The sequence below is a fragment of the Aeromonas caviae genome, assembly GCF_000819785.1.
GTDB classification, from domain to species: Bacteria; Pseudomonadota; Gammaproteobacteria; order Enterobacterales; family Aeromonadaceae; genus Aeromonas; species Aeromonas caviae.
Map to the genome: position 1 here is coordinate 119,557 of NZ_CDBK01000088.1, position 20,733 is coordinate 140,289.

At 57.1% G+C, this 20,733-nt stretch carries 29 protein-coding genes; 23 read left to right on the forward strand and 6 right to left on the reverse strand.

Features of this window, described 5'->3' with window-relative positions; genetic code table 11:
* Positions 1-39 precede the first annotated feature (39 nt).
* Positions 40-330 (forward strand): DUF1064 domain-containing protein, encoded by a 291-nt coding sequence (locus BN1120_RS15415; protein WP_042016858.1) that lies wholly within the window; start codon positions 40-42, stop codon positions 328-330.
* Complete coding sequence (locus tag BN1120_RS15420) at positions 330-977, forward strand: antitermination protein Q (protein ID WP_111736012.1); 648 nt, start codon at positions 330-332, stop codon at positions 975-977. The genes BN1120_RS15415 and BN1120_RS15420 overlap by 1 nt, the downstream gene beginning before the upstream one ends.
* Positions 978-1,027: 50 nt before the next feature.
* Here the strand turns inward: BN1120_RS15420 and BN1120_RS21385 are convergent, their stop codons facing one another.
* Positions 1,028-1,210 carry a hypothetical protein gene (locus tag BN1120_RS21385; RefSeq protein WP_145983732.1) on the reverse strand — a complete coding sequence of 61 codons (183 nt, stop codon included), beginning with the start codon at positions 1,208-1,210 and terminating at the stop codon, positions 1,028-1,030.
* 136 nt (positions 1,211-1,346) lie between these two features.
* Positions 1,347-1,910, reverse strand: a complete 564-nt coding sequence (locus BN1120_RS15425; protein ID WP_145983733.1) for a hypothetical protein — start codon at positions 1,908-1,910, stop codon at positions 1,347-1,349.
* 636 nt (positions 1,911-2,546) lie between these two features.
* On the opposite strand from BN1120_RS15425, the gene BN1120_RS15430 reads away from it, so the two are divergent.
* The 3 genes from BN1120_RS15430 (at position 2,547) to BN1120_RS15440 (ending at position 4,919) form a co-directional block, all read left to right on the forward strand.
* Positions 2,547-3,446, forward strand: a complete 900-nt coding sequence (locus tag BN1120_RS15430; protein WP_052455423.1) for an AbiTii domain-containing protein — start codon at positions 2,547-2,549, stop codon at positions 3,444-3,446.
* Between the two features lie 59 nt (positions 3,447-3,505).
* Positions 3,506-3,847 carry a hypothetical protein gene (locus BN1120_RS15435; protein WP_197713272.1) on the forward strand — a complete coding sequence of 114 codons (342 nt, stop codon included), beginning with the start codon at positions 3,506-3,508 and terminating at the stop codon, positions 3,845-3,847.
* A gap of 175 nt (positions 3,848-4,022) precedes the next feature.
* The gene (locus tag BN1120_RS15440) at positions 4,023-4,919 is read left to right on the forward strand and encodes an AbiTii domain-containing protein (RefSeq protein ID WP_052455424.1); all 897 of its coding nucleotides are present in this window, start codon (positions 4,023-4,025) and stop codon (positions 4,917-4,919) included.
* Between the two features lie 29 nt (positions 4,920-4,948).
* Here BN1120_RS15440 and umuC read toward each other — a convergent pair whose 3' ends face one another.
* Positions 4,949-6,223, reverse strand: coding sequence for a translesion error-prone DNA polymerase V subunit UmuC (gene umuC, locus BN1120_RS15445; protein WP_042016748.1), 1,275 nt, complete (start codon positions 6,221-6,223; stop codon positions 4,949-4,951).
* Between the two features lie 2 nt (positions 6,224-6,225).
* Entirely contained in the window at positions 6,226-6,642 is a 417-nt protein-coding gene (gene umuD / locus BN1120_RS15450) for a translesion error-prone DNA polymerase V autoproteolytic subunit (protein ID WP_042016749.1), read from the reverse strand.
* Between the two features lie 162 nt (positions 6,643-6,804).
* Here umuD and BN1120_RS15455 point away from each other — a divergent pair, with 162 nt between their 5' ends.
* The gene (locus tag BN1120_RS15455; protein ID WP_042016750.1) at positions 6,805-7,434 is read left to right on the forward strand and encodes an SOS response-associated peptidase; all 630 of its coding nucleotides are present in this window, start codon (positions 6,805-6,807) and stop codon (positions 7,432-7,434) included.
* A gap of 263 nt (positions 7,435-7,697) precedes the next feature.
* Here the strand turns inward: BN1120_RS15455 and BN1120_RS15460 are convergent, their stop codons facing one another.
* The gene (locus BN1120_RS15460) at positions 7,698-8,204 is read right to left on the reverse strand and encodes a GNAT family N-acetyltransferase (protein WP_145983734.1); all 507 of its coding nucleotides are present in this window, start codon (positions 8,202-8,204) and stop codon (positions 7,698-7,700) included.
* A complete protein-coding gene (locus BN1120_RS15465; protein ID WP_052455425.1) occupies positions 8,155-8,514 on the reverse strand; it encodes a type II toxin-antitoxin system TacA family antitoxin in 360 nt (119 codons plus the stop codon). Before BN1120_RS15465 ends, BN1120_RS15460 begins: the two co-directional genes overlap by 50 nt.
* A gap of 578 nt (positions 8,515-9,092) precedes the next feature.
* On the opposite strand from BN1120_RS15465, the gene BN1120_RS15470 reads away from it, so the two are divergent.
* From BN1120_RS15470 to BN1120_RS15545, 17 genes are all read left to right on the forward strand, one after another.
* A complete protein-coding gene (locus BN1120_RS15470; protein WP_231959419.1) occupies positions 9,093-9,422 on the forward strand; it encodes a phage holin, lambda family in 330 nt (109 codons plus the stop codon).
* 28 nt (positions 9,423-9,450) lie between these two features.
* Positions 9,451-9,927, forward strand: coding sequence for a lysozyme (locus BN1120_RS15475; RefSeq protein WP_236754843.1), 477 nt, complete (start codon positions 9,451-9,453; stop codon positions 9,925-9,927).
* Complete coding sequence (locus BN1120_RS15480; protein ID WP_042016754.1) at positions 9,924-10,466, forward strand: DUF2514 domain-containing protein; 543 nt, start codon at positions 9,924-9,926, stop codon at positions 10,464-10,466. The genes BN1120_RS15475 and BN1120_RS15480 overlap by 4 nt, the downstream gene beginning before the upstream one ends.
* Positions 10,467-10,552: 86 nt before the next feature.
* Positions 10,553-10,933 (forward strand): HNH endonuclease, encoded by a 381-nt coding sequence (locus BN1120_RS15485; RefSeq protein WP_042016756.1) that lies wholly within the window; start codon positions 10,553-10,555, stop codon positions 10,931-10,933.
* Positions 10,934-11,028: 95 nt separating this feature from the next.
* Complete coding sequence (locus BN1120_RS15490) at positions 11,029-11,514, forward strand: phage terminase small subunit P27 family (RefSeq protein ID WP_042016758.1); 486 nt, start codon at positions 11,029-11,031, stop codon at positions 11,512-11,514.
* A gap of 9 nt (positions 11,515-11,523) precedes the next feature.
* Positions 11,524-13,245 carry a terminase large subunit gene (locus BN1120_RS15495; RefSeq protein ID WP_042016759.1) on the forward strand — a complete coding sequence of 574 codons (1,722 nt, stop codon included), beginning with the start codon at positions 11,524-11,526 and terminating at the stop codon, positions 13,243-13,245.
* Positions 13,239-13,427 carry a hypothetical protein gene (locus BN1120_RS15500; protein ID WP_033130572.1) on the forward strand — a complete coding sequence of 63 codons (189 nt, stop codon included), beginning with the start codon at positions 13,239-13,241 and terminating at the stop codon, positions 13,425-13,427. The genes BN1120_RS15495 and BN1120_RS15500 overlap by 7 nt, the downstream gene beginning before the upstream one ends.
* Positions 13,427-14,680: a phage portal protein gene (locus BN1120_RS15505; RefSeq protein ID WP_042016760.1), complete on the forward strand. Its 1,254-nt coding sequence runs from the start codon at positions 13,427-13,429 to the stop codon at positions 14,678-14,680. The genes BN1120_RS15500 and BN1120_RS15505 overlap by 1 nt, the downstream gene beginning before the upstream one ends.
* Positions 14,668-15,603, forward strand: a complete 936-nt coding sequence (locus BN1120_RS15510; protein ID WP_042016761.1) for a S49 family peptidase — start codon at positions 14,668-14,670, stop codon at positions 15,601-15,603. The genes BN1120_RS15505 and BN1120_RS15510 overlap by 13 nt, the downstream gene beginning before the upstream one ends.
* A 68-nt stretch (positions 15,604-15,671) precedes the next feature.
* Complete coding sequence (locus BN1120_RS15515; protein ID WP_042016764.1) at positions 15,672-16,961, forward strand: phage major capsid protein; 1,290 nt, start codon at positions 15,672-15,674, stop codon at positions 16,959-16,961.
* A gap of 66 nt (positions 16,962-17,027) precedes the next feature.
* Positions 17,028-17,201 carry a hypothetical protein gene (locus BN1120_RS21390; RefSeq protein ID WP_154676067.1) on the forward strand — a complete coding sequence of 58 codons (174 nt, stop codon included), beginning with the start codon at positions 17,028-17,030 and terminating at the stop codon, positions 17,199-17,201.
* Between the two features lie 2 nt (positions 17,202-17,203).
* Positions 17,204-17,515 (forward strand): head-tail connector protein, encoded by a 312-nt coding sequence (locus BN1120_RS15520; protein ID WP_042016765.1) that lies wholly within the window; start codon positions 17,204-17,206, stop codon positions 17,513-17,515.
* Positions 17,516-17,523: 8 nt separating this feature from the next.
* On the forward strand, positions 17,524-18,063 hold the full coding sequence (locus BN1120_RS15525) for a head-tail adaptor protein (RefSeq protein WP_042016766.1): 540 nt from the start codon (positions 17,524-17,526) through the stop codon (positions 18,061-18,063).
* The gene (locus BN1120_RS15530) at positions 18,063-18,620 is read left to right on the forward strand and encodes a hypothetical protein (protein WP_042016767.1); all 558 of its coding nucleotides are present in this window, start codon (positions 18,063-18,065) and stop codon (positions 18,618-18,620) included. The genes BN1120_RS15525 and BN1120_RS15530 overlap by 1 nt, the downstream gene beginning before the upstream one ends.
* Positions 18,617-19,039, forward strand: a complete 423-nt coding sequence (locus BN1120_RS15535; RefSeq protein WP_042016769.1) for a hypothetical protein — start codon at positions 18,617-18,619, stop codon at positions 19,037-19,039. Before BN1120_RS15530 ends, BN1120_RS15535 begins: the two co-directional genes overlap by 4 nt.
* 39 nt (positions 19,040-19,078) lie before the next feature.
* Positions 19,079-19,828, forward strand: coding sequence for a phage tail tube protein (locus BN1120_RS15540; protein ID WP_042016770.1), 750 nt, complete (start codon positions 19,079-19,081; stop codon positions 19,826-19,828).
* A gap of 88 nt (positions 19,829-19,916) precedes the next feature.
* On the forward strand, positions 19,917-20,687 hold the full coding sequence (locus BN1120_RS15545; RefSeq protein WP_042016772.1) for a hypothetical protein: 771 nt from the start codon (positions 19,917-19,919) through the stop codon (positions 20,685-20,687).
* Positions 20,688-20,733 lie beyond the last annotated feature (46 nt).

Here is a 20,733-nt window from a genome sequence, read left to right on the forward strand (position 1 = left end):
GTGAAGGCGCGGGCCCGCCCGCAGCCGGTACCGGGATCCATGAACAAGACCGAGGAAGCCTATGCCGCCCACCTGCGCACTCTGATGCTGGCGGGCGAGGTGCTGCACTACGAGTTTGAGCCGCTCAAGCTGCGGTTGGCCGACAAGACCTTCTACACCCCGGACTTCATGGTGGTGCGCCGGGATGGGCTGATCGAGCTGCACGAGGTGAAGGGGTTCTGGGAGGACGATGCTAGGGTGAAGATCAAGGTGGCCGCCAAGCAGCACTGGATGTTCACCTTCGTCGGGGTTCAGCGCAAAGGCGCCCACTGGTCACTGGAGGCATTCTGATGCGACTCGAATATGCGCTTTCGATAGGGGAACCCCGTTCGGCGATGATCCAGGCCATCCAGTCCCGCTCTACCGGGCCTTCTCACTTGACGCAGGCCGATGTGCTGGGGGCGCTGGGGCTGGTGCAGAAATATGAAGGGGTGGGGTTGGCACTGATGATGGCCCGCTACACCAAGGACAAATCCAGCCACCACAAGGCTGTGATCGGGGTGATGGCCCAGTGCAGCAAGCTGGCACCCAAGTATGTGGGGGCCATCAAGGAGCGTGGCCAGGGGATGGCCCTGAAGGCGATCGCCGCGCTGGCGGTGCAGCACTATTGTCGCACGGTGGATACCCCAGGGGCGGCCTGTCACCCGCAGTTCTGCCATGGGCGGGGGGTGATCCGCGACCTGGAGCTGAGCCGCCTGCACGGCAAGGCCGTCGACAAGGTGTGTCCGCGCTGCGGTGGTACCGGGCTGCGGCCCATCCCCGGCACCCAAGTGCGCCGTGCCATCGAACCCTTGCTGGGGACGCTTAGCCGCGGCGAGTGGGAACGGCAGTGGTACCCGCTCTATCAAGCGGTGCTGGCCTGGTGCCATGTGCAGGAGAGTGAGGTGGATACACTTTATAAGAAAATGATTGATTTAAGAGAAGAATCAATGATTTAGGCGCAAAAAAAGGAGGCGTAGCCTCCTTTTTTTAGCAATCTACTCGTGCATTAGCACGCGACATCTTGCCAGGCAGTGTGCTCTGTACCGAGATATCGGAACAGACTTTTGTTTTCTGATACCAATTTGATAATAGCTTCATTTTGCTTTTCAAATTTTACCAGAGGACCGCGGCCATTTGCATACTCCGAAACCACAGCTTCCAGTGCTTTCATGAGCTCACGATTTGCCATAGCATACTCCAAATAGTCCACACTATTGGTGGTAAAAGTGTACACCCTGTTAAGCTAACGTGTTAACAACGTGTGCGTAAAAAATTTTAAAAATTAAGGGGGAGTAATCATACCGATGGAAAAGCCGATGGTCAATTTATAAACCATTATTCCTGTAGGTTACCACAGCGGGGATTCCTTTCGTGTAGTTATCTACATGGTTAAATCCAACGGCTTTGAAGGCGATGATGTCACATGGAGCTGGTGATGTAAATGCGAACTGTTGTACCTGGATCTCATTTTGAGTAATGCGCTCCATACCTAAAGATAGGTCGTCAAGTGAGGCTGTTAAGATGGGGAGCCAGTACACAACAATCTCATCTGGAGCCATTCGGCTGACTTCCCAGAAAGTGAGGTCGATGCTGACATTTGTCATATACCCTACGGCATAAGCAACAGGAGCACGATCGTAGTAGACAACGAGACGAACTGGCATTCCGAGGCCAGAGGTCATCTCGATAGGCATGATGTCAACTGGGTTGAATGTGAAGTGGCCAGCACCTCGGAATGCCGCAATGTCCTTCATTGCTTGTTCGTCACCAACGCCAATAGCCAGTTGCTTCGGCAACTCTAGTTGCCCTCCAAGGATCGTACCAGTGAAACCGAAGACAGATCGTTGAATATCAATAAAATCAGCATTTCGAATATTACTTGGATTCATTGTCGTCCTCGATTTTCCTAGTCCTGTCATTGAGATTCATGCATTCTAATCAGGTACATCTGAGTCGGCAATACGCCATGGTTTTTATATTTATACTCAACGATGTATGGTGTCATATGAGGTTGAGTTTGGCGGTGGTGAACCATGTATGAAATCAAACATCAGGTGACTATTTATGCATGATTTAATTGTTTACACTCGATTGATCGAGGCTGTGAATCGTTTACTGTCAACCTACCCAGTTGATGGTGTCGGAGTATTGGCGTGGTTGGAGGCTGCTGATGTCGAGGTTCAACAGAAAGGAGGTGACATCACTGACGTACTAGTTGCGTGGTCTGAATCTTCAAGCCTAACTGTATGTTTTGACTGCGAGTCTAGGTTGGTTGTGTCTAGTTGAGGTTGGTGGCTTTGTGTGGTGGGCATATTGGCGGAATTGCCTATGCCCAGTAATTTGACATCCTCGCAACTTAAGGTTTCTGGCTGGGGTTCTCACACGGTCATTTTTCTACCACTGTGCTGTAACTTAGACATTTGAAATCCCGCTTCAGGGCTCGGCGCCCCCCTTTTGCGGAGCTTTAAACCTGAACAGCCTTCATCGGGTACAATGTGGGTCCCATATCGTCCAGGAGCGTCCCAATGTCAGCTCTTATTCCTGAACTGATCGCCATGGCCAGTGATCCCGCAGTGGCCACTTCTGATCTGCTACGCCGCGCTTTTGTGGCTGCTCACCGCTTAAATCTGCCAGAGTGGATCGATTGGATAACACATGAGTTGCAGGGCTACCCTGAGGGGGTGCCGTTGCCCCCATATAGGCAGCTTCAGGGAGAAATAGTGGCTGACCACCCTATGCGAGGTTTGACACAGGTATCATTCTCATCTGCGCAGAGTGCAAGCGAATGGGGGTTTTGCAACCTGGACACTCCTGTGGAAGAGATCGAGGGGTGGATTAATGAGGGGGATGATGTGGTGATGACGTTTCCCCCTGGGGCTGAAGATGCTTTGAGGAAGGCTATACGCCCTTCTTGTCGTCCCCTTCGTCGTTTCCACCTGAGCATGTTTAAAGCGCTGATCGGCGCAGTCAGAAACAAGGTGCTGGACTGGGCTCTGAAACTGGAAGGTCAAGGCATCCTGGGTGAGGGATTGAGTTTTACCGCTCGAGAACAGGCTCAGGCCCAACAGCTGACACCGGTGACCCACATACACATCGGCCGGGATTTCACCGGTGGCCAACTGATGGTGAGCTCACCTGGTGCTCAGCAGCAACAGACCATCACAGACGAACAGAAAAAGGCGGCCTTAGCGGCCCTGTTGCCGTGGCTGCAGCAGGTGATCGCACATGGGCAACTGCAGCAGGAGGTCTGTGCAGAACTGCAAGCAGAATTGGACACGCTCAAGGCACAGGCCGCCTCTCCAAAACCCAAGTGGCCGGTGATCAGTGCCGTGGCCAGCAGTGTGCGGGAGATTCTGGTAGGGGCAGGTGGTGAAGTGTTGGCTGCAAATGCGTTGGGCTTGTTGGCGACCTTATCTGCGGGTTAAGCAAGGCCGTGATGATTAAGAGTTTCTGTTGGTACATGTAAGAGGTTATTACTGAAGGGATGGGTAGCAAATTGGAAACGCCAGCTCTGAGGATGGCGGGCTGGGGGCTACTGTACGGCGATTTCTTCGACCTGTACGACGTTGTCGAAGTGCTTGAGATTCCCAGTGGCCTGGCGGGCCAACTCATGATTTACCTGCGCACGATGCGCTGTGTGGAGCTGGTGGCCGAAGTTCGTGTAGGGCTTAAAGAGGAGGGGAGAGCCCACAAACGGATTTTCATCAAGGTGCTCTGCATCCATCCAGAACCCCCCAGTAAAGCCCCCCCTGCCAAACTAAACGTCCTGCGCTCTAAGTTGGTTCATCTATCCAAGGTCATGCCTTCACCGCGGGGAGTTCGCTGATTCAGTTGATGCGGCGGGAGGATGGCCAAGGGCCATTTGGGGAGCTAGGCGAACGACCAAAGTAGGGCCGATCCCCCTCCTTTCAGGGCTGACGGGATCCTCCCCTTTGCAGCACTGCAAACTACACGGCCCAAAACGAGTACAATGGGGCCCTATTTCACTTAGGAGTGCCTCAATGCCCGACCTTATCCCTGAACTCATCGTCATGGCCAGTGATCCGACCGTCAAGACTCCCGATCTGCTACGTCGTGCCTTAGTGGCTGCACGACGGCTGAAGTTACACGAGTGGGTAAAGTGGATCGGTTATGAGCTCAGAGGATACCCCAATGAGCAGGAACTCCCACCGTACCGCGAAGTTAGTGTACCGTTAATGGGGCAAGACAATCTTGGGCAGCTCTGGCCGATCACCAACCCTGCATTATGGAATCTAGGTAAGTACCAGTCTGTTGCTATCAAGCAGCCGATCGGTGAGATCGAGGCGTGGGCTATTGGAGGCATGGATATAAAGTTGAGATTTCCCGATAGGGTAGAGCAACAGCTTTTGGACTGCATTGGTCATGCTGCCCTCCCTGTCCGTGTACTAACGATAGGGAGCATCAGCAGCATCCTCGACATGGTGCGTAATGAGGTTCTGGAGTGGTCACTTGCATTAGAGGCAGAAGGAATCTTGGGAGAAGAGATGAGTTTTACAACGCAGGAACAGGACCAGGCCAAGCAGTTGGCACCGGTGACAATTCACATCGAAGGGGGGATTCACGGTGGCCAACTGATGGTGAGCTCGCCCGGCAGCCAGCAACAGCAGACGGTGACCAGTGAACAGAAGGTCGAGGCACTGGAAGCCTTGCTGCCTTGGCTACAGCAGGTGATTGAACAAGGGCAACTGCAGAAGGATGCCTGTGGTGAGTTGCAGGCTGAGCTTGCGACCCTCCAAGCTCAGGCCGCCTCACCCAAGCCGAAATGGCCGGTGATCGGCGCTGTGGCTGGCAGTGTGCGGGCGATCCTGGAAGGGGCCAGCGGCGGGGTGCTGGCTGCAGAGGCGTTGGGCTGGTTGGCTACCTTGGCTACAAGCTGAGTGATAGGTTTTCTGCATGCCACCTGCCTTTATACCTTTACTCTCGGAAGCTCGTTAATGCAGGTGGTATAGCGGGGACTGAGCTGATCTCGCTTCATCATCCACTCGCTGGCGTCCCGGCCCCTGGCGGCAAAGTAGACCTTTCCCAACCTTCCCTGATTTATCTGGTCAATCACCTTCATCAGAGCCTCGCTGCGGGGATCCTGCTGCTGGTCAGCGAAAAGGTCTCCCTGGTGCATGCTGGCCGGGGTGAAATCGGCCAACATGACGCCCCCCTTCATATAGCGGACATCATCTCGCCAGATCCGGCGCAGCAGCGGCTCAACCAGGGCCAGCAGGTCACGGGTATCTGAGGTGGGTGTCTGCAACCGGGTCGATACCTGGTTGCTGTAATAGGTCTCTCGCTCCGAGAAGGGGCTGCTCCTTATAAAGAGGGTGACGTGCTGGCAGCACATGCCCTCCGCTCTGAGCTTTTCCGCGGCCCGCTCCATGTAGCCGGCCAGCGCCTCCAGCATGGGGCCAAACGCGGTGATGCGCTCACCAAAACTCCGGCTGCAGATGATCTGCTGCTTGGCCTGGGCCATCGGCTCCAGCTCGGCACAGGGGATCCCCCGTAGCTCCTGCACTGTGCGCTCGACGACGACCCCATACTGTCGACGCAGGCTCTTGGGGTCGGCCGCCACCAAGTCGGCCACGGTGTTGATGCCCTGTTTGTTGAGCTTGGCTGTCAGTTTGCGCCCTATCCCCCAGACTTCCTCAACCGGGGTGATGGCCATCAGCTTGGCGCGGCGCCCCTCATCGCGCAGATCCACTACACCGCCGGTGGCGGGCCACTTCTTGGCGGCGTAGTTCGCCAGCTTGGCCAGGGTCTTGGTCGGTGCAATGCCCACCCCGACGGTGAGGCCGGTCCACTGCTGCACCCGCTCGCGGATCTGGCGGCCATAGGCCAGCAGGTCACCGGCCCAGCTTTCGCTGAGCTCGACGAACGCTTCATCAATGCTGTAGACCTCGACGGTTGGGGCCATGCTCTCCAGGGTGGTCATCACCCGGTTTGACATGTCGCCGTAGAGGGCGTAGTTGGAGCTGAACCAGATACCGCCCTGTTCCTCATAGAGCTCGCGGATCTGGAAGTAGGGCACCCCCATCTTGACCCCCAACCGCTTGGCCTCTGCCGATCTGGCGACGACACAGCCATCGTTGTTGGAGAGCACCACGATCGGCACCCCCTTGAGGTCGGGGCGGAACAGACGCTCACAGGAGGCATAGAAGTTGTTCACGTCGACCAGGGCAATGGCGGTTGGCATGGCTACCCTCGCCGGGTTTTGTGCAGAACGAAGGTGACGACGCCGAATATATCCAGCTCCTGCCCTTCTTGCAGAATGATGGGGGCGAAATCCGGGTTGGACGGTAGTAGCGCGGGTGGGTCGGACTGCAAGATCTTGACGGTGAACTCGCCATCCAGGCAGGCGAGCACGATGTCGCCGTGGCGAGCCGTGATGGCGCGGTCGATGATCAGCATATCGCCGTCGTTGATGCCTTCTCCGACCATGCTGTGTCCGCTGGCCCGCACATAGAAGGTGGCCGCCGGGTGGGGGACACAGTGTTGATTGAGGTCGATGGACTGTTCCACATAGTCCTGAGCCGGGGAGGGGAATCCGCAGGCGGCAGGGGTGAGGAATAATGGGATCTCTATGATAGGTGCATTGGTTGCGTGGGGGAGCATGGTAAAGGTCACTGTATGAACATACAGTGATTCTAACCGAGGGATCCGGAAAGATCACTGGTCGTCGTTCGGGTCTTGGCATGGCAAGGGGGACGCGGCCAATTATGCTTGGCAGAGACTGACCAGGTGAGTTTGAGCTCTCATACGACGGAGGGGCAGCGCATGTGCATCAACTACATCCCGACCACCAAGGCGGTGCTGGTGGAATACTTCGGAGTTGATGATCCCGGGTTCGGCTGGAAGGAGGAGGTGTGGCAGGACTACCTGGCCCCGATCCTGATCCAGCGAGACGGACGGCGGCAGGCGCTGATCGCCAGTTATGGGATGGTGCCCAAGAGGAAGGTTCAGCCAGGCAACAAGCACTACACCACGATGAACGCCAGGGCTGAGACGGTGGGTGAAAAGCCGACCTACCGCCACGCCTGGCAGCAAGGGCATCTCTGCCTGGTGCCCATGTCCGGTTTCTTCGAGCCCTGCTACGAGAGCGGCAAGGCTGAGCGCTGGCGGATCAGCATGGCCGACGGCAGGCCCTTCGCGGTGGCCGGCATCTGGCGGGCATGGCAGGAGGAGCAGGGCTACACCTTCAGCTTCTCCCAGCTCACCATCAATGCCGACACGCACCCGCTACTGCGGCGAATGCACAAGCCCGGAGACGAGAAGCGTAGCCTGGTCATCGTGTCGCCGGATGACTACGACACCTGGCTGGGGTGCAAGGACCCTGAACTGGCGCGAACCTACCTGGTGCAGCAGGATATCTGTCAACTGAAGGGAATATCTATGCCGATCCCGTAGAGTCATTGAACAGGGTCTTGTTCTGGGTAGCAGATATCTTACAGGTAAGCTGTCGCCTACAGCTTTACTAGAAGTCTAGGTTGGCGGACTGACTGGAGTACGATGAATATCAGTACTATCCAATGATATTGGCTAGATGCTATCAGCGGGAGGTGGTTGGGTATTCTACGAGCAGATGATGGCTCAAGTGGTTTAGGCCAGGCTTCACTTGCTCAAACAACTGTAAAGGAGGAGAGAGGGGACAAAGCCCCTCTCTCTGATTACTACGTCTTCCTTTTCGGAAAAGGCAAGAACATTGGCGTCGTTCCTATACTGCCATCTTCCGCTTCGCACTTAACAAAGCCCAGTTTTTCGTAAAATCCGATGGCCCCAGGGAGTGCATCGACAAAGACTCCAAACGACCCAACCTGCTCTGCTGATGCTAATGCTATCTCGACAAGATGCCCTATAAAAAACGAGCCAACACCTTGTCCAGCATAGTCTTTGTCAACTGCGAAGCGTCCTATTAGAACAAAAGACACTTCTCGGTACGGAAGACCTTTACCAAATGCACCTAGCTTCGATTTTTCAATCTTGGTTGCGGACATGGTAGCGAATGCAATTACTCCGTCGCTGTCACTAACAACCTCGTGCCCTGCTAGTACATTTTTTTGCCACTGCTTTACAAATTTCTTGTGGTAGAAGTCATCCAAAGATGGCTCACCACTGGAAAAATCAGCATCAATCTTGCCTGAAAACGGCTGTACTCTTACTTCTAGTTCTTCGTTCAATCTTCAGTACTCCACTACGGGAGCTTTCGATAGCCGCGGTCATTCTTGTGTTGAACTCTGGCGGATTTGTCAGAAGCTCGATCATCTTGGCATAGGACTGAGTGGTTAACCTCAAAGTCCGTTCGCTTTCGATAATCTCTTCGGCAACCTTGCGTCCTGCCATCTTGACGAAAGCCGACACACTGACACCGCTGATGCTTGCTGCTTGCTCGAACAGCTCTTTTATTTCATCAGTTACCCGAAACTCGAATCGCTCTTGTTTCGGCCTCTTCATTGCCGAACTCGCTACTGCGTTAGCGGCATTTTTCATAACGTCCTACCTCTAAATCGTCTTATTCACCTCGATGGGCGATGCGATGATATTTGTATTTATCTATGCGTATAAAACTCCTTATTCAGGGCTCATATAGGACCCTATTCTGGTGTGTTTTCATCAGTTTCTCCCTACTTGCAATGACTGGTTTCTAGTTAGATGGACGTTCCTAGAGGCTTTGGGTCACCCTATGAACGCCTCATTTTGTCCGTAAATTTACCGGACACAATGATGCTATCATCGACTTCAAAAATCGTCAACTAAATTGTTGACATGTGAGTTTATGTATGAATTTTTGTCTCAGAATGTCCCCGGATTTGGTCCATAGCCTAGGTTTTAGCCTGCTCAGAGCTTCTTGAGCTACTCGGTTACTGATATGGAGAAGTTGGGGTGGCGTGGGGACAAGTATTTCCATCACAAAGTACAGTGTGTTGACAGGGGATTGCACAATTGTGTAAGTTAAAAGCTAATGATGGAGGACTGCACCCGAAAGGGTTCAGTCCTTTTTTATTCCCCTTTCAAACCTCGGCCTTGCCGGGGTTTTTTCATTTCTGAGTCCCTGCGGGGTGGTGGGTATGCAGATGCCTGATAAAGACCTTGGTCTGTTGGCCTGGCTGCTGGCGTGGGCCGATTCTCACTGGCCCGCGCTGTATGGCTTCATTCTGTCCGTGGTGATCTCCTGGTTGCGGGTGACTTACTCCGGCGGCGGTGTTCGACAGCGGCTGCTCGAGTCGCTGCTGTGTGGCGCCATTTCTCTCTCAGTGATGTCTGGGATGGAGTTGTTTGGGATTGCGGCCACCGCATCTGGGTTTGTAGGCGGTTCGATCGGGTTCCTCGGGGTCGAGAAGATCCGTGAGTTTGCCGGTCGCGTGCTGGATAGGAGGTTTGGCAATGGTCCGAGTTGAGCGCACATCACCGCACGGCATCAGCCTTATGCACTACTTCGAGACCTGCAAGTTGAGGGCCTACCCAGACCCTGGCAGCAAGAATGGGGAGCCGTGGACTATCGGGTGGGGGCACACAGGGCCAGAGGTGAAGCCCGGGCTGGAGTGGTCGCAGCAACAGGCTGACAGCGCGTTCGTTGATGACCTCCGCCGCTTTGAGCGTGATGTGTTGTCGCTGGTCAAAGTGCCACTGACTCAAGGCCAGTTCGATGCACTGGTGTCGTTCGCCTACAACGTCGGTTCTGATATCGATGCCGACACCATCCCGGAAGGGTTGGGAGATTCCACGCTGCTGCGCAAGCTGAACACCGGTGATTACGATGGTGCAGCCCGTGAGTTTCGGAAGTGGAACAAGAACGATGGCAAGGTGATGCGCGGGCTGACCCGCCGGCGTGTCGCAGAGGAATGCCTGTTCAGGGGAATGGATGCCGCTGCGGCCATCAAAAATGGGGTAGCTGCAGCATGAACCCCGTCAGGCAGTTCCTCAATGCGTATCCCGTGGTGTGGTTCTTCGCTCGCCTGACCGCGGTAGCGCTGCTGGCGTGGTGGATTCACCACTCAGGCTACAGCTCCGGAGCTCATGACAAGGGGCTTGAGTGGTCAGAGAAGTGGAACAAACAGGCGGCCGAGCTGGCCACTGCACGAGCGGATGCGGTAACCGCTGCGCGAGAGGTTGAGCAGCGTCGCCAAGCGGACATAGAGAAGGTGAGACAGGATGCAGAACAAGAGATTGCCCGGGCTGAGAGTGACGCTGCTGCTGCCAGTGCTGTTGCTGCTGGGTTGCACGAGCAAGCCCGCCGCTTGGCAGCACGAGCAAATCAGTGCGCCAGCCATACCGGTGCTGCCCAGCCAGGCGAAACAGCCAGACAGCCCGCCGTGGTGCTCGCCGACCTGCTCAGCCGGGCTGATGCGCGAGCGGGAGAGCTGGCAAGAGCGTATGACCGAGCTCGAGCCTCCGGTCTGGCCTGTGAAAGAGCCTACCACTCACTGATTTCCCAGCAGTAACCGAATCGCCGCACCGGGTCACTCTCCCACCTGGCGGGTCGTCCCGCGTTAATGTGTGCCGGTGCGGCACCAACCAGGTAGCAGCCATGCCTCTACGAGTTCCCAAGGTGTGCAGAGAGCGCACCTGTCACCAGTTGACCACCGAGCGGCATGGCTACTGCCCAGCCCATATACATCTGCTCGATGGGTGGAAGACGGTGGCCAAAGTCAGCGCCGATGAGCGCGGCTATGACTGGGCGTGGCGCAAGCGACGCAAGCGGATACTGGAGAGGGACAAGTACCTGTGCCAGGTGTGCCTTGCCTTGGGCATCGTGACACCAGCGACTCAGGTCGATCACATCGTCAACAAGGCCGCTGGCGGCACCGATGATGACGATAACTTGCAGAGCATCTGCGACCCTTGCCACGCCACCAAGACGCGGGCAGAGGCGCTGGCAGCCCGCCGGGCGGGGCGGGGTAGGGGGTAGGGGGGATCAAATCCTCCCAGCTTTGCGACCTCACCACTGCTCCGCCCCGCGAAATTTTTATACCCGCGAAATTAAAAATTTAAATGGAGGGCGCGATGGCCGGTGCAGCTGCCGTGCCCGGGCGCGGCAGAAAGCCCAAGCCGACCGCACTGAAGCGCCTGGGAGGCAATGCCGGCAAGCGGGCACTGAATAAAGACGAACCCATCTTCACCCCTCTCATCGGGGTCGCCTGCCCTGAGTGGCTGGCAGAGGATCCATGGGCTCCCACGCTGTGGGATATGGTCATCAAAGAACTGTGCGCCGCCGAGGTGCTGTGCATCACCGATCTGCACAACCTGGAGGCGTTCTGCGCCGCTTACTCCCGCTGGCGCAGAGCCGAGATTGAGATCACCAAGCACGGCCTGGTGGTTGAAGGGGCCACTGGTGGTCCAGTCAAGAATCCGGCCTGTACCGTCGCCAACGAATCACTCAAGCAAATGACCACATACGGGGCCATGCTCGGGCTGGACCCTTCCAGCCGCTCGCGCTTGATCGGCGGCAACAAGAAGAAGGGAGGCGGCAACCCGTTCGCTGCTTTGTAGGGATAGACCATGGCCGCACGCAAAAGCTATCCCTACGTCAACGTGGCCAATGGCTACGCCCGCGACATAGTGCGCGGCAAGATCCCTGCCTGCCGCTATGTGATCCAGGCATGCCAGCGTCATCTCGATGATCTGGCCAAGGAGAAGTCGGCCAAGTTTCGCTACCGCTTCGACAAGGACAAAGCCGAGCGGGCCGCCAAGTTCGTCCAGCTCATGCCCCACACCAAGGGGGAGTGGGCCTTCAAGCGCCAGACCCTGAACCTTGAGCCGTGGCAGCTGTTCATCATCTGCTGCGTGTTCGGATGGGTGCGCAAAGGAAGCGGCCTGCGGCGCTTTCGCGAGGTTTACAACGAGATCCCCCGCAAGAATGGTAAGTCGGCGCTCTCCGCCCCGGTTGGCCTCTACTGCTTCGCGGCGGATAACGAATTTGGCGCCGAGGTTTACTCCGGCGCCACGACAGAGAAACAGGCGTGGGAGGTATTCCGCCCGGCCCGCCTGATGGCCAAGCGTACCCCGGCGCTGCTCGATCATTACGGCATCGAGGTCAACGCCAGCAACATGAACATCCCTGCTGACGGCGCCCGTTTCGAGCCGCTGATCGGCAACCCTGGTGACGGCCAGTCACCATCCTGCGCCATCGTGGACGAATACCACGAGCACGACAGCGACGATCTCTATACCACCATGATCACCGGTATGGGGGCCCGCAAGCAGCCCCTGATGTGGATCATCACCACCGCGGGCTACAACATCGACGTGCCCTGTTACGACAAGCGGCGGGAGGTCATCGAGATGCTGGCCGGCACAGTGCCGGACGATGAGCTGTTCGGGATCATCTACACCATCGACGAAGGTGATGACTGGGCAGATCCTGCGGTGCTGGCCAAGGCCAACCCCAATATGGGGATCTCGGTCTACTCAGATCACCTGCTGGCGCAGCAGGCCAAGGCAATTAAGTCGGCCCGCTTTGCCAACATCTTCAAGACCAAACACCTCAACGTCTGGGTCTCGGCCAAGACGGCGTTCTACAACATGCAGCGCTGGGCGGCCTGCGAGGACAAGAGCCTCACCCTTGAGCAGTTTGCCGGTGACGAGTGCATTCTCGGCTTCGACCTGGCACGCAAGCTCGACATGAACTCCATGGCGCGGTTGTTCTGGCGCGATATTGACGGCAAGCGCCACTACTACTCGGTCGCCCCCCGATTCTGGGTGCCGGAAGATACCGTATTCGATAACGATAACCGGCGTCTGGCGGAGCGATACCAGAAGTGGGTCAACCTGGGTGAGCTCAGCACCACCGATGGGGCAGAGATCGACTATCGCGAGATCTTCGAAGAGGCCAAAGAGGCCAACCTAACCAATAAGGTGCTGGAGACTCCACTCGACCCGGCAGGGGCAATTGCCCTGTCTCACTCGCTGGCAGATGAGGGGATGACCCCCATCACCATCACCCAGAACTATCAGAACATGTCCGCCGGGATGAAGGAACTGGAGGCTGCGATCCAGGCCGGCCGCTTCCACCATGACGGCAACAGCTTGATGACCTGGTGTATCGGCAATGTGATCGGCAAATACCTGCCCGGAAACGATGACATGGTGCGCCCGATCAAGGAGAGCGCGGATCAGAAGATAGACGGCGCGGTGGCGCTGATCATGACCATCGCCCGCGCCATGGTGCCGGATCGCGGCGATGACCGCTCCATCTACGAAACCTCGGACGTTTTATGCTGACACAACTTTTCATTTTCATCGTGGGCCTGCTGGGGGCTGCGGCGCTGGCCTATGGCGCCAGCCTCTACGCCCCGCCGCTCGGCTGGATAGTGGGCGGTCTGCTCTGCCTGATCTGGTCATTAATGATGAGTCGAGCAGTGGCTGCCGCCGAGTTCGCCAAACGCCACAAGGGGGATAGCTAATGTTCCTGCCAATGATGTTCGGCAGCGGGCGCAAGGGCGGCAACTTCAGTCAGTGGATCAGCAGCATGGCGGGTAAGACGACCAAGGCCGGAGTGCTGGTAACGCCGGAGACTGCCCTGGCGCAAGGGGTAGTGCGTGCCTGTGTCACCCTGCTGGCCGAGTCCGTGGCGCAGCTCCCCTGTGAGCTCTACCGTCGAGATGATGACCAGCGGCTGCGTGCAACTGACCACCCGCTGTACGACCTCATCCATAACCAGCCGAACCAGAAAGACACAGCGTTTGAATTCAATGAGCAGCGCATGGGCCACCTGGGCCTGCGTGGCAACAGTTACAGCTTGATCGACCGGGATGGGCGAGGCTTCATCACCGAGCTCATTCCCATCAACCCGGACAAGGTAGCTGTGCTCAAGGGGCCGGATGGGTTGCCCTATTACCAGTTGCTGGATGGCAGCAACCAGATCTTGCCGATGCGGATGGTGCACCACGTCAAGGCGTTCAGTCTTGACGGCTACCTGGGGCTGTCACCAATCCAGACCAACCCTGACACCATCGGACTTGCGATGGCGGTGGATGAGCATGCGGGAAGGGTGTTTGCCAATGGCACGACTCTCTCGGGCGTCATCGAGAGCCCGAAGGATGGAGCCAAGTTTGACACACAGGCCAAGGTGGATGCGTTCCTCGGCAAGTTTGTAGAGCGCCACTCTGGGCTGCGCAACGCCTTCTCAGTCGCATTACTGCAGGAGGGGATGCAGTACAAGCAGCTCGCCATGAACAACGAGCAGGCGCAGCTGCTGGAGTCCCGCAAGTATGGCGCAAACGAGATCTGCCGGCTCTACAAGGTGCCGCCGCACATGATCGGCGAACTGGAGCGGGCGACCAACAACAACATCGAGCACCAGGGGCTGCAGTTTGTCATCTACACCCTGCTGGCCTGGGTCAAGCGGATCGAAGGCGCCATGATGCGCGACCTGCTGTTACCAGCGGAGCGCAAGAACCTCTACATCGAGTTCAACGTCTCCGGGTTGCTACGGGCAGATCAGAAGTCCCGCTACGAGGCCTATGCCCTCGGTCGCCAGTGGGGCTGGATGAGTGTCAACGATATCCGCCGGCTGGAGAACCTACCGCCGGTAGCAGGTGGAGATATCTACCTGACTCCGCTCAACATGGTGAGCACCGGCTCCCTCCCGCCAGGCATCACCAAAGCCAGCGCCGAACAACTCAACGATATCGAGGCCATCCTATGCCGAAGCTGATCAATTACCCCCATCTGGCCAGCATGGCGTTTGGCCAACCACTCTATGCCACTCAGGATGTTCTGGCTGGAGTGAAGAGCCTGCTGCTACCACGCATGCTGGGCAACCATCGAGACATCATGGCGGCCGACGAGTTGCCGGACGGGTTCGAGCCTGCTCCGCTGGAGGCCAAGGGCGAGTTCAAGAACCGCATCGGCGGGCTGGCTGTGATCCCTGTACACGGCATCCTGATGGCGCGGCGTGGTCACATCGATGCCACCTGCACCGAGCTGACCAGCTACGAGTGGGTGAGGATGCAGATCGCCACCGCGCTGGCTGACGAACGGGTCAAGGAGATCGTGCTCGACATCAACTCTGGCGGCGGCATGGCGGTGGGCTGCAAGGAGCTGGCGGAATACATCTATTCCAAGCGCAGCGTCAAACCGATTACCGCCCTGGTCAATTTCGCCGCCTACTCGGCCGCCTACTTCATCGCTGCTGCTTGCACCAGGGTGGTGGTGAGCGAGACCGGCGGCTGCGGCTCGGTGGGCGTCATCATGGAGCACATGGAGGTAAGCAAGTGGGAGCAAGAGGTGGGGCTTACCTTCACCACCTTCTACCGCGGCGAGCGCAAGAAAGACGGCACCCCGCACGAGCCTCTCTCCGAGGGGGCGATGGCCGCCATTGACCACCGGATGGATCAGGCCTACGAGCTGTTCGTGAGTTCGGTCGCTCGATATCGCAGCTTGTCAGCAGAGCAAGTGCAGGCCACTGAAGCTGCCCTCTTCAGCGGCAGTGAAGCCGTGGCCAACGGCCTAGCAGACGAACTGGCCAATCCCCAGGATTATCTCAACGCCCTTGCCGCCAGCGTGGCCAACCAGGGTAAACCTCAACAGTCCGTAGGCCTGCGGGCCAGGGCCATCGAATTGCAGAACCAGCTCTAGCCCTGCGGCGGAGCCCATCCCAATAAGCCCCTTTTGGGGCTTTTTTTATACCCAAAGGAAACCACTCGATGAAAACTATCGAAACCCTCCGCCGCGAGCGTGGCGAAATCGTCGCCCAGATCACCGTCCTGGCTGATATCGAAAAGCAGGGCGGGACTCTGAGTGCTGAGCAGTTGGCCGAGTTCACTTCACTCGAGAGCAAAGTCGCGGAAATCAGTGCCCAGATCACCCGACTGGAAACTGCAGAGCGGCTGGCAGCTCAGCAGGCAGTGCCAGTCACGGCCTCTGCATCAATGATTGGCTCGCCTGCCGTTCATGTGAAGCAGGAGCTGAAGCAGTACCCCGGTGCTGGCATGGCTCGTATCGCCATGGCCATTGCTGCAGGCGAGGGGGACATGGAGCTGGCAGAGCAGTTTGCCGCCAACGAGATTGGTGATGCCGGGATTGCCATGGCTATCAGCACCGCGGCTGGTTCCGGCGGTGCTCTCATCCCTGAGAACCTGCACTCCGAGGTGATCGAGTTGCTGCGCCCCCGCACCATCGTTCGCAAACTCGGGGCCCGGCCGGTGCCGCTGCCCAACGGCAATCTGAGCATGCCGCGCATGTCCGGTGGGGCCACCTCCAGCTACGTGGGGGAAGGCGTTGATGCCAAGGCTACCGGTGGCAGCTTCGATGACGTGAAGCTGGCGGCCAAGACCATGATCACCCTGGTGCCGATTAGCAACCAGCTGATCGGGCGTGCCGGGTACAACGTCGAACAGCTGGTGCTGGGTGACATGCTCGCGGCCATGGGCGGTCGTGAAGACAAGGCGTTCCTGCGCGATGACGGCAGCAACAATACCCCGATCGGCTTCAAGAAAGTGGCCACCGACGCGGGCCGTACTGTTGCCTGGACCGGCACGGCGGATCTGGACACCATCGATGCTTACCTCGACTTGCTCATCCTGAAACTGATGAGCTCCGACTCCATGATGATCAACCCGGGTTGGGGCATGAGCCCGCGCTCCTGGATGAAGCTGTTTGGCCTGCGCGATGGCAACGGTAATAAGGTCTATCCGGAAATGGCCCAAGGCCTGCTGAAGGGCTACCCGGTTGCCCATACCAACACCATCCCGGTGAACCTCGGCGCGGGTACCAACCAGACCGAGATCTACTTCGCCGACTGGAACGACGTGGTGATCGGCGAGCAGGACAACATGACCATCGACTTCAGCCGCGAAGCCACCTATGTGGATGCTGCCGGCGAGCTGGTCAGCTCCTTTGCCCGCAACCAGTCCCTGATCCGTCTGGTCGGTAACCACGACGTGGGCTTCCGTCACGTAGAGGGGCTGGTGCTGGGGACTGCCGTTACCTGGTAAACCCTGCCATGGGGCTGCTTCGCGGCCCCTTCCATTTCCCTATCAAGACCGTTCAGGAGAGCCATCATGGCCAAACCAGACAAGGCGGGGAGCGAACCCACCGTAATGCTTATCAAGGTGATCCGCCCCTTCAAGAACTACAGCCCCGGCGACATCACCGGATTTGACGCAGCCAAGGCGCAGGCCTTGATCGACGGTGGCGTGGCTGAGGCCTACACCGCAGCCGAGGGTGAGGAGTAAACATGTTGCTGATCACCGTGGTTGAAGCCAAGGCTCAGTGCCGAATCGAACCGGAGATGACCGACGAAGATGCGCTTCTGACCGGTTTGATTGAAGCGGCGATCAGCCACATCCAGTCCGACATCAACAAGCCGCTGGTGGCAGCAGGGGAGGAGGGACAGCCCCTCACTCCTGCGCTCAAGCTGGCGGCCTTGCTACTGATCGGTCATTGGTACACCAACCGGGAGGCCGTGGTGACGGGCACCATTGCCACGACTCTGCCGCTGGCGTATGACTCGCTGATCCACCCCTACCGTGACATCGTGGTGGGCTAGGGGGACGCATGCTTAAAAGTGGCGAACTCGACACCCGGCTGACGCGCTTTGGCGCCGCAACCGGCACGCCCCCAGAATGGCCGCTGCTTGGCAAACTGTGGGCGAAGATCATTGACCCGAAGGCGGCAGGTCGCGAGGCCCAGGCCAGTATCTATGCAACCGGTTCGACTTTGATCACGGTGCGGGCTCGGGGCGATATCCTGCCCGGGCAGTTGCTGAAGGGAAATGCCTGCTGGTACTTGATCGAAGACACCGCCAGCGAGCCTGGCGCCTTGCAGATCTCGGCCCGCAAGCTCTCCGGCGAGCCAGCGACCTACACCCCGAAGCAGGGGGATCCTTATCCGGTCACCGCCTTCTTGGCGGCTGAGAACGTGATGGTGGGGGCCCGCAGCGAACCGCGACACCAGATAGACCTGATCCTGCCTGAACTCGTCCCCCCCTTTGCACGACAGGGTGACCAGATCACCTTGCGGGGACGGCAATATCGTATCGATGGGCTGATTGAGGGCAGTGACAACGGCACCACGCTCCGAGTTATGGTGGTCTGATGCCGGGCGGACTTAGCCGCAAGCGCAGGGCCAGGGCGATCAACGTCACCGGCCTGAGCGAGAGTATTGATGCATTCAAGGCGCTCCCTGCCACGATCCGCAAGCAGCTGGTGGCCGTGGTCAATGAAGTGGCTTCCAACACCCGTGGTGACATCGTGAACCGGATCTCAGCGGATGGTTTCAATACAGCCTCGGTCAGGGCGCGGATCCGGCTCGACAAGGCGAACGCCAGCAACGACGTTGCCACTATCAGCCTGGACCTGAAGAAGATCCCGTTCAGCCGAGTCAAATTTGCCAGTCAGCGTACCGATGGTACCGGCACCCGGGCCAGCGTCTGGGTGCTGCGGGGCGGCAAGCGAGTGCAGGTCTACGGCTTTATCAACCCCTACGGCAAGAAGCGACGCCCGATGATCCGCTATGCGAAAGCCGGTAAGCCTCGGCTGGTGATGGCGGGTGGTGTGGGCCTGCGGGGCTGGTGGAACGACATCATCACCGAGCAGTTCCTCGATGAGCTGCAAGCCAACCTTGCCAGCACCTTCAGCAGGAGAGTGACATGAACGAAGCGACCGTCATCATCGATGCGCTGCTGGCCAAATTGCGCAGCGTGCCAGCACTGTCGCCAGAAGACAGGGTATGCGACAGCGACCCGCAGATCGACCAGCACACCCCGCTGCCGCTGGCCCATTTTCGGGAACTGACCGAGGGTAAACCGGACCGCCGGGGGCGGGAGTGGAAGCGCACCCGCAACATTCAGGTGGACCTCTATCAGTCCGTGAGTGACGGGCGGGCAGGGCGTGACCAGTTGCTGTCCGAGGTGCTGGCGGCGCTGGTGCCCTCGACGGCGGGGATCCCCCTGCCTGGCACGACGCTGCTCGCTATCTCTGTTGGCACCATCAATCTGGAACCCGAAGAAATCGGCAGCGACACCCTGCTGACCTCCATCCAATTCAGCCTCACTTACACCGCCAGCCTCTAGGTTGGCACCACCATCTGGATACCATAGGAGCATCCAAGCATGTCATTTACCGACAAAGGCCTGCTGCTGGCCGGTGATGTCTACATCGCCGAAATCACCAATGGCGTGAAAGGGCCCCTGATTGGACCCATCAACGTCAACGAGATCACCGTCACCCCGCCGACCACCGAGGAGAAGTCGCGCATCTCCAAGAAGCGCAGCACCTTCGGGCAAGCGCTGGACTCGGTCCAACTGCCGAAAGACCCGGCCAAGCTCTCCCTGAAATGGGACTCCATGACCAAGCAACTGCTGGCCGATGCCATCGCCGGCAAGCAGGTGGCCTTCACCCAGACCGAGGCCGCGGTCGTGGATGAACCTGTGACCCTCAGTAAAGAGGGATGGGTCGAGTTGGGCAACGCCTACATCAAGCCCGGCACCATCGTCGTGAAACTCGCCAGCGGCAGCACCACGCTGGTGCTCGACACCGATTACAAGGTGAATGGCAACATGGTGATGGCGCTGAACGACACGGCGGCTGTCGCTTGCAAGGTGAGCTACACCAAGGCGGCCGTGACCGGCACCACTTACACCGGCACCACCGAGACTCTCAAGCCGCGCTACTTCCTGATCGACGGCGAGAACCTGGCCAACCCCGGCCAGCGGGTGCGCGTCACCATCGATCAGGCCATGCTGGCCGCACAGGGCGCCCTGGCGCTGATGAGTGGCGAGTTTATGGAAGGGGAACTGGAAGGCTCGCTGGTCACCCAGCCCGGCAAGTCCGAGCCGTATCGGATGGAGATCCTTAACTGAAGATATCTAGCTGAGTCTCAGTTACGCCGAGACTCAGCTCCGAAATTCCCTTACTATAACGCCATATTGAATTTCTAAGGGAATAAAGATGAGCGTAAAGAATAATTATATTTTGGCGGATAGGATTCCGTTTATTATTTCATTTTTGACTGTGTATATGTTGATCGCAGGTGCAGCATATACTTTGGGGTTCTGGGCTTTATTTCCGGTTAATATATTTGATTTTATAGGGGTGGTCGACATTGCTAAATCATCCGTACCCGGATTGATGGTTTCAGTTTTAGTGATTTTTAGCGTCTATGTTCACCATTCCTTTAAGAGTGAGTTTCGAAAGGAAATCACTCCAACAGCTGATAACAAATATGCTGATTTCTTAATAAATAACAAGAATATATTTGTCTCTATTTTCATGCTGATGCCAATAACCCTATATGCATTTATGTCCTACACTCCTAGTTTCGTAATTGAGTACTCGAGTATCTTTGAGTATTTGTTATGGGCATTTGTTTTGCTTAGTTGTGTAGTGGTATATATTTATTTTGTTTCAAATGGTTATGTGCGTAGGTTGAACAATCGAAAATACATGACGGGTGTGACCATCATTACTATGATCTTCGTTCCATTAGCTAGTTTTACGATTGGCTTTGGACAGGCTAAAAATTTAATACTGGGTGTTAAATATAACTATGTACTTTCAACTTTGAACGCTGTTGAAGTAAATGTTAGCGGAAGCGATAGGTATCTCGGATACTACGGTGGTAAATATTTCACTTGGGATCCTAATGTCGGATTGGTGAAAATCAACTCTGATAAAAATATGTTGTATGTTAAATCATTTGAATATAAGCCTCGAGAATAAAATTCAAAATAAACAATAACATTTGAAATAATTGTAAAAAACCGCT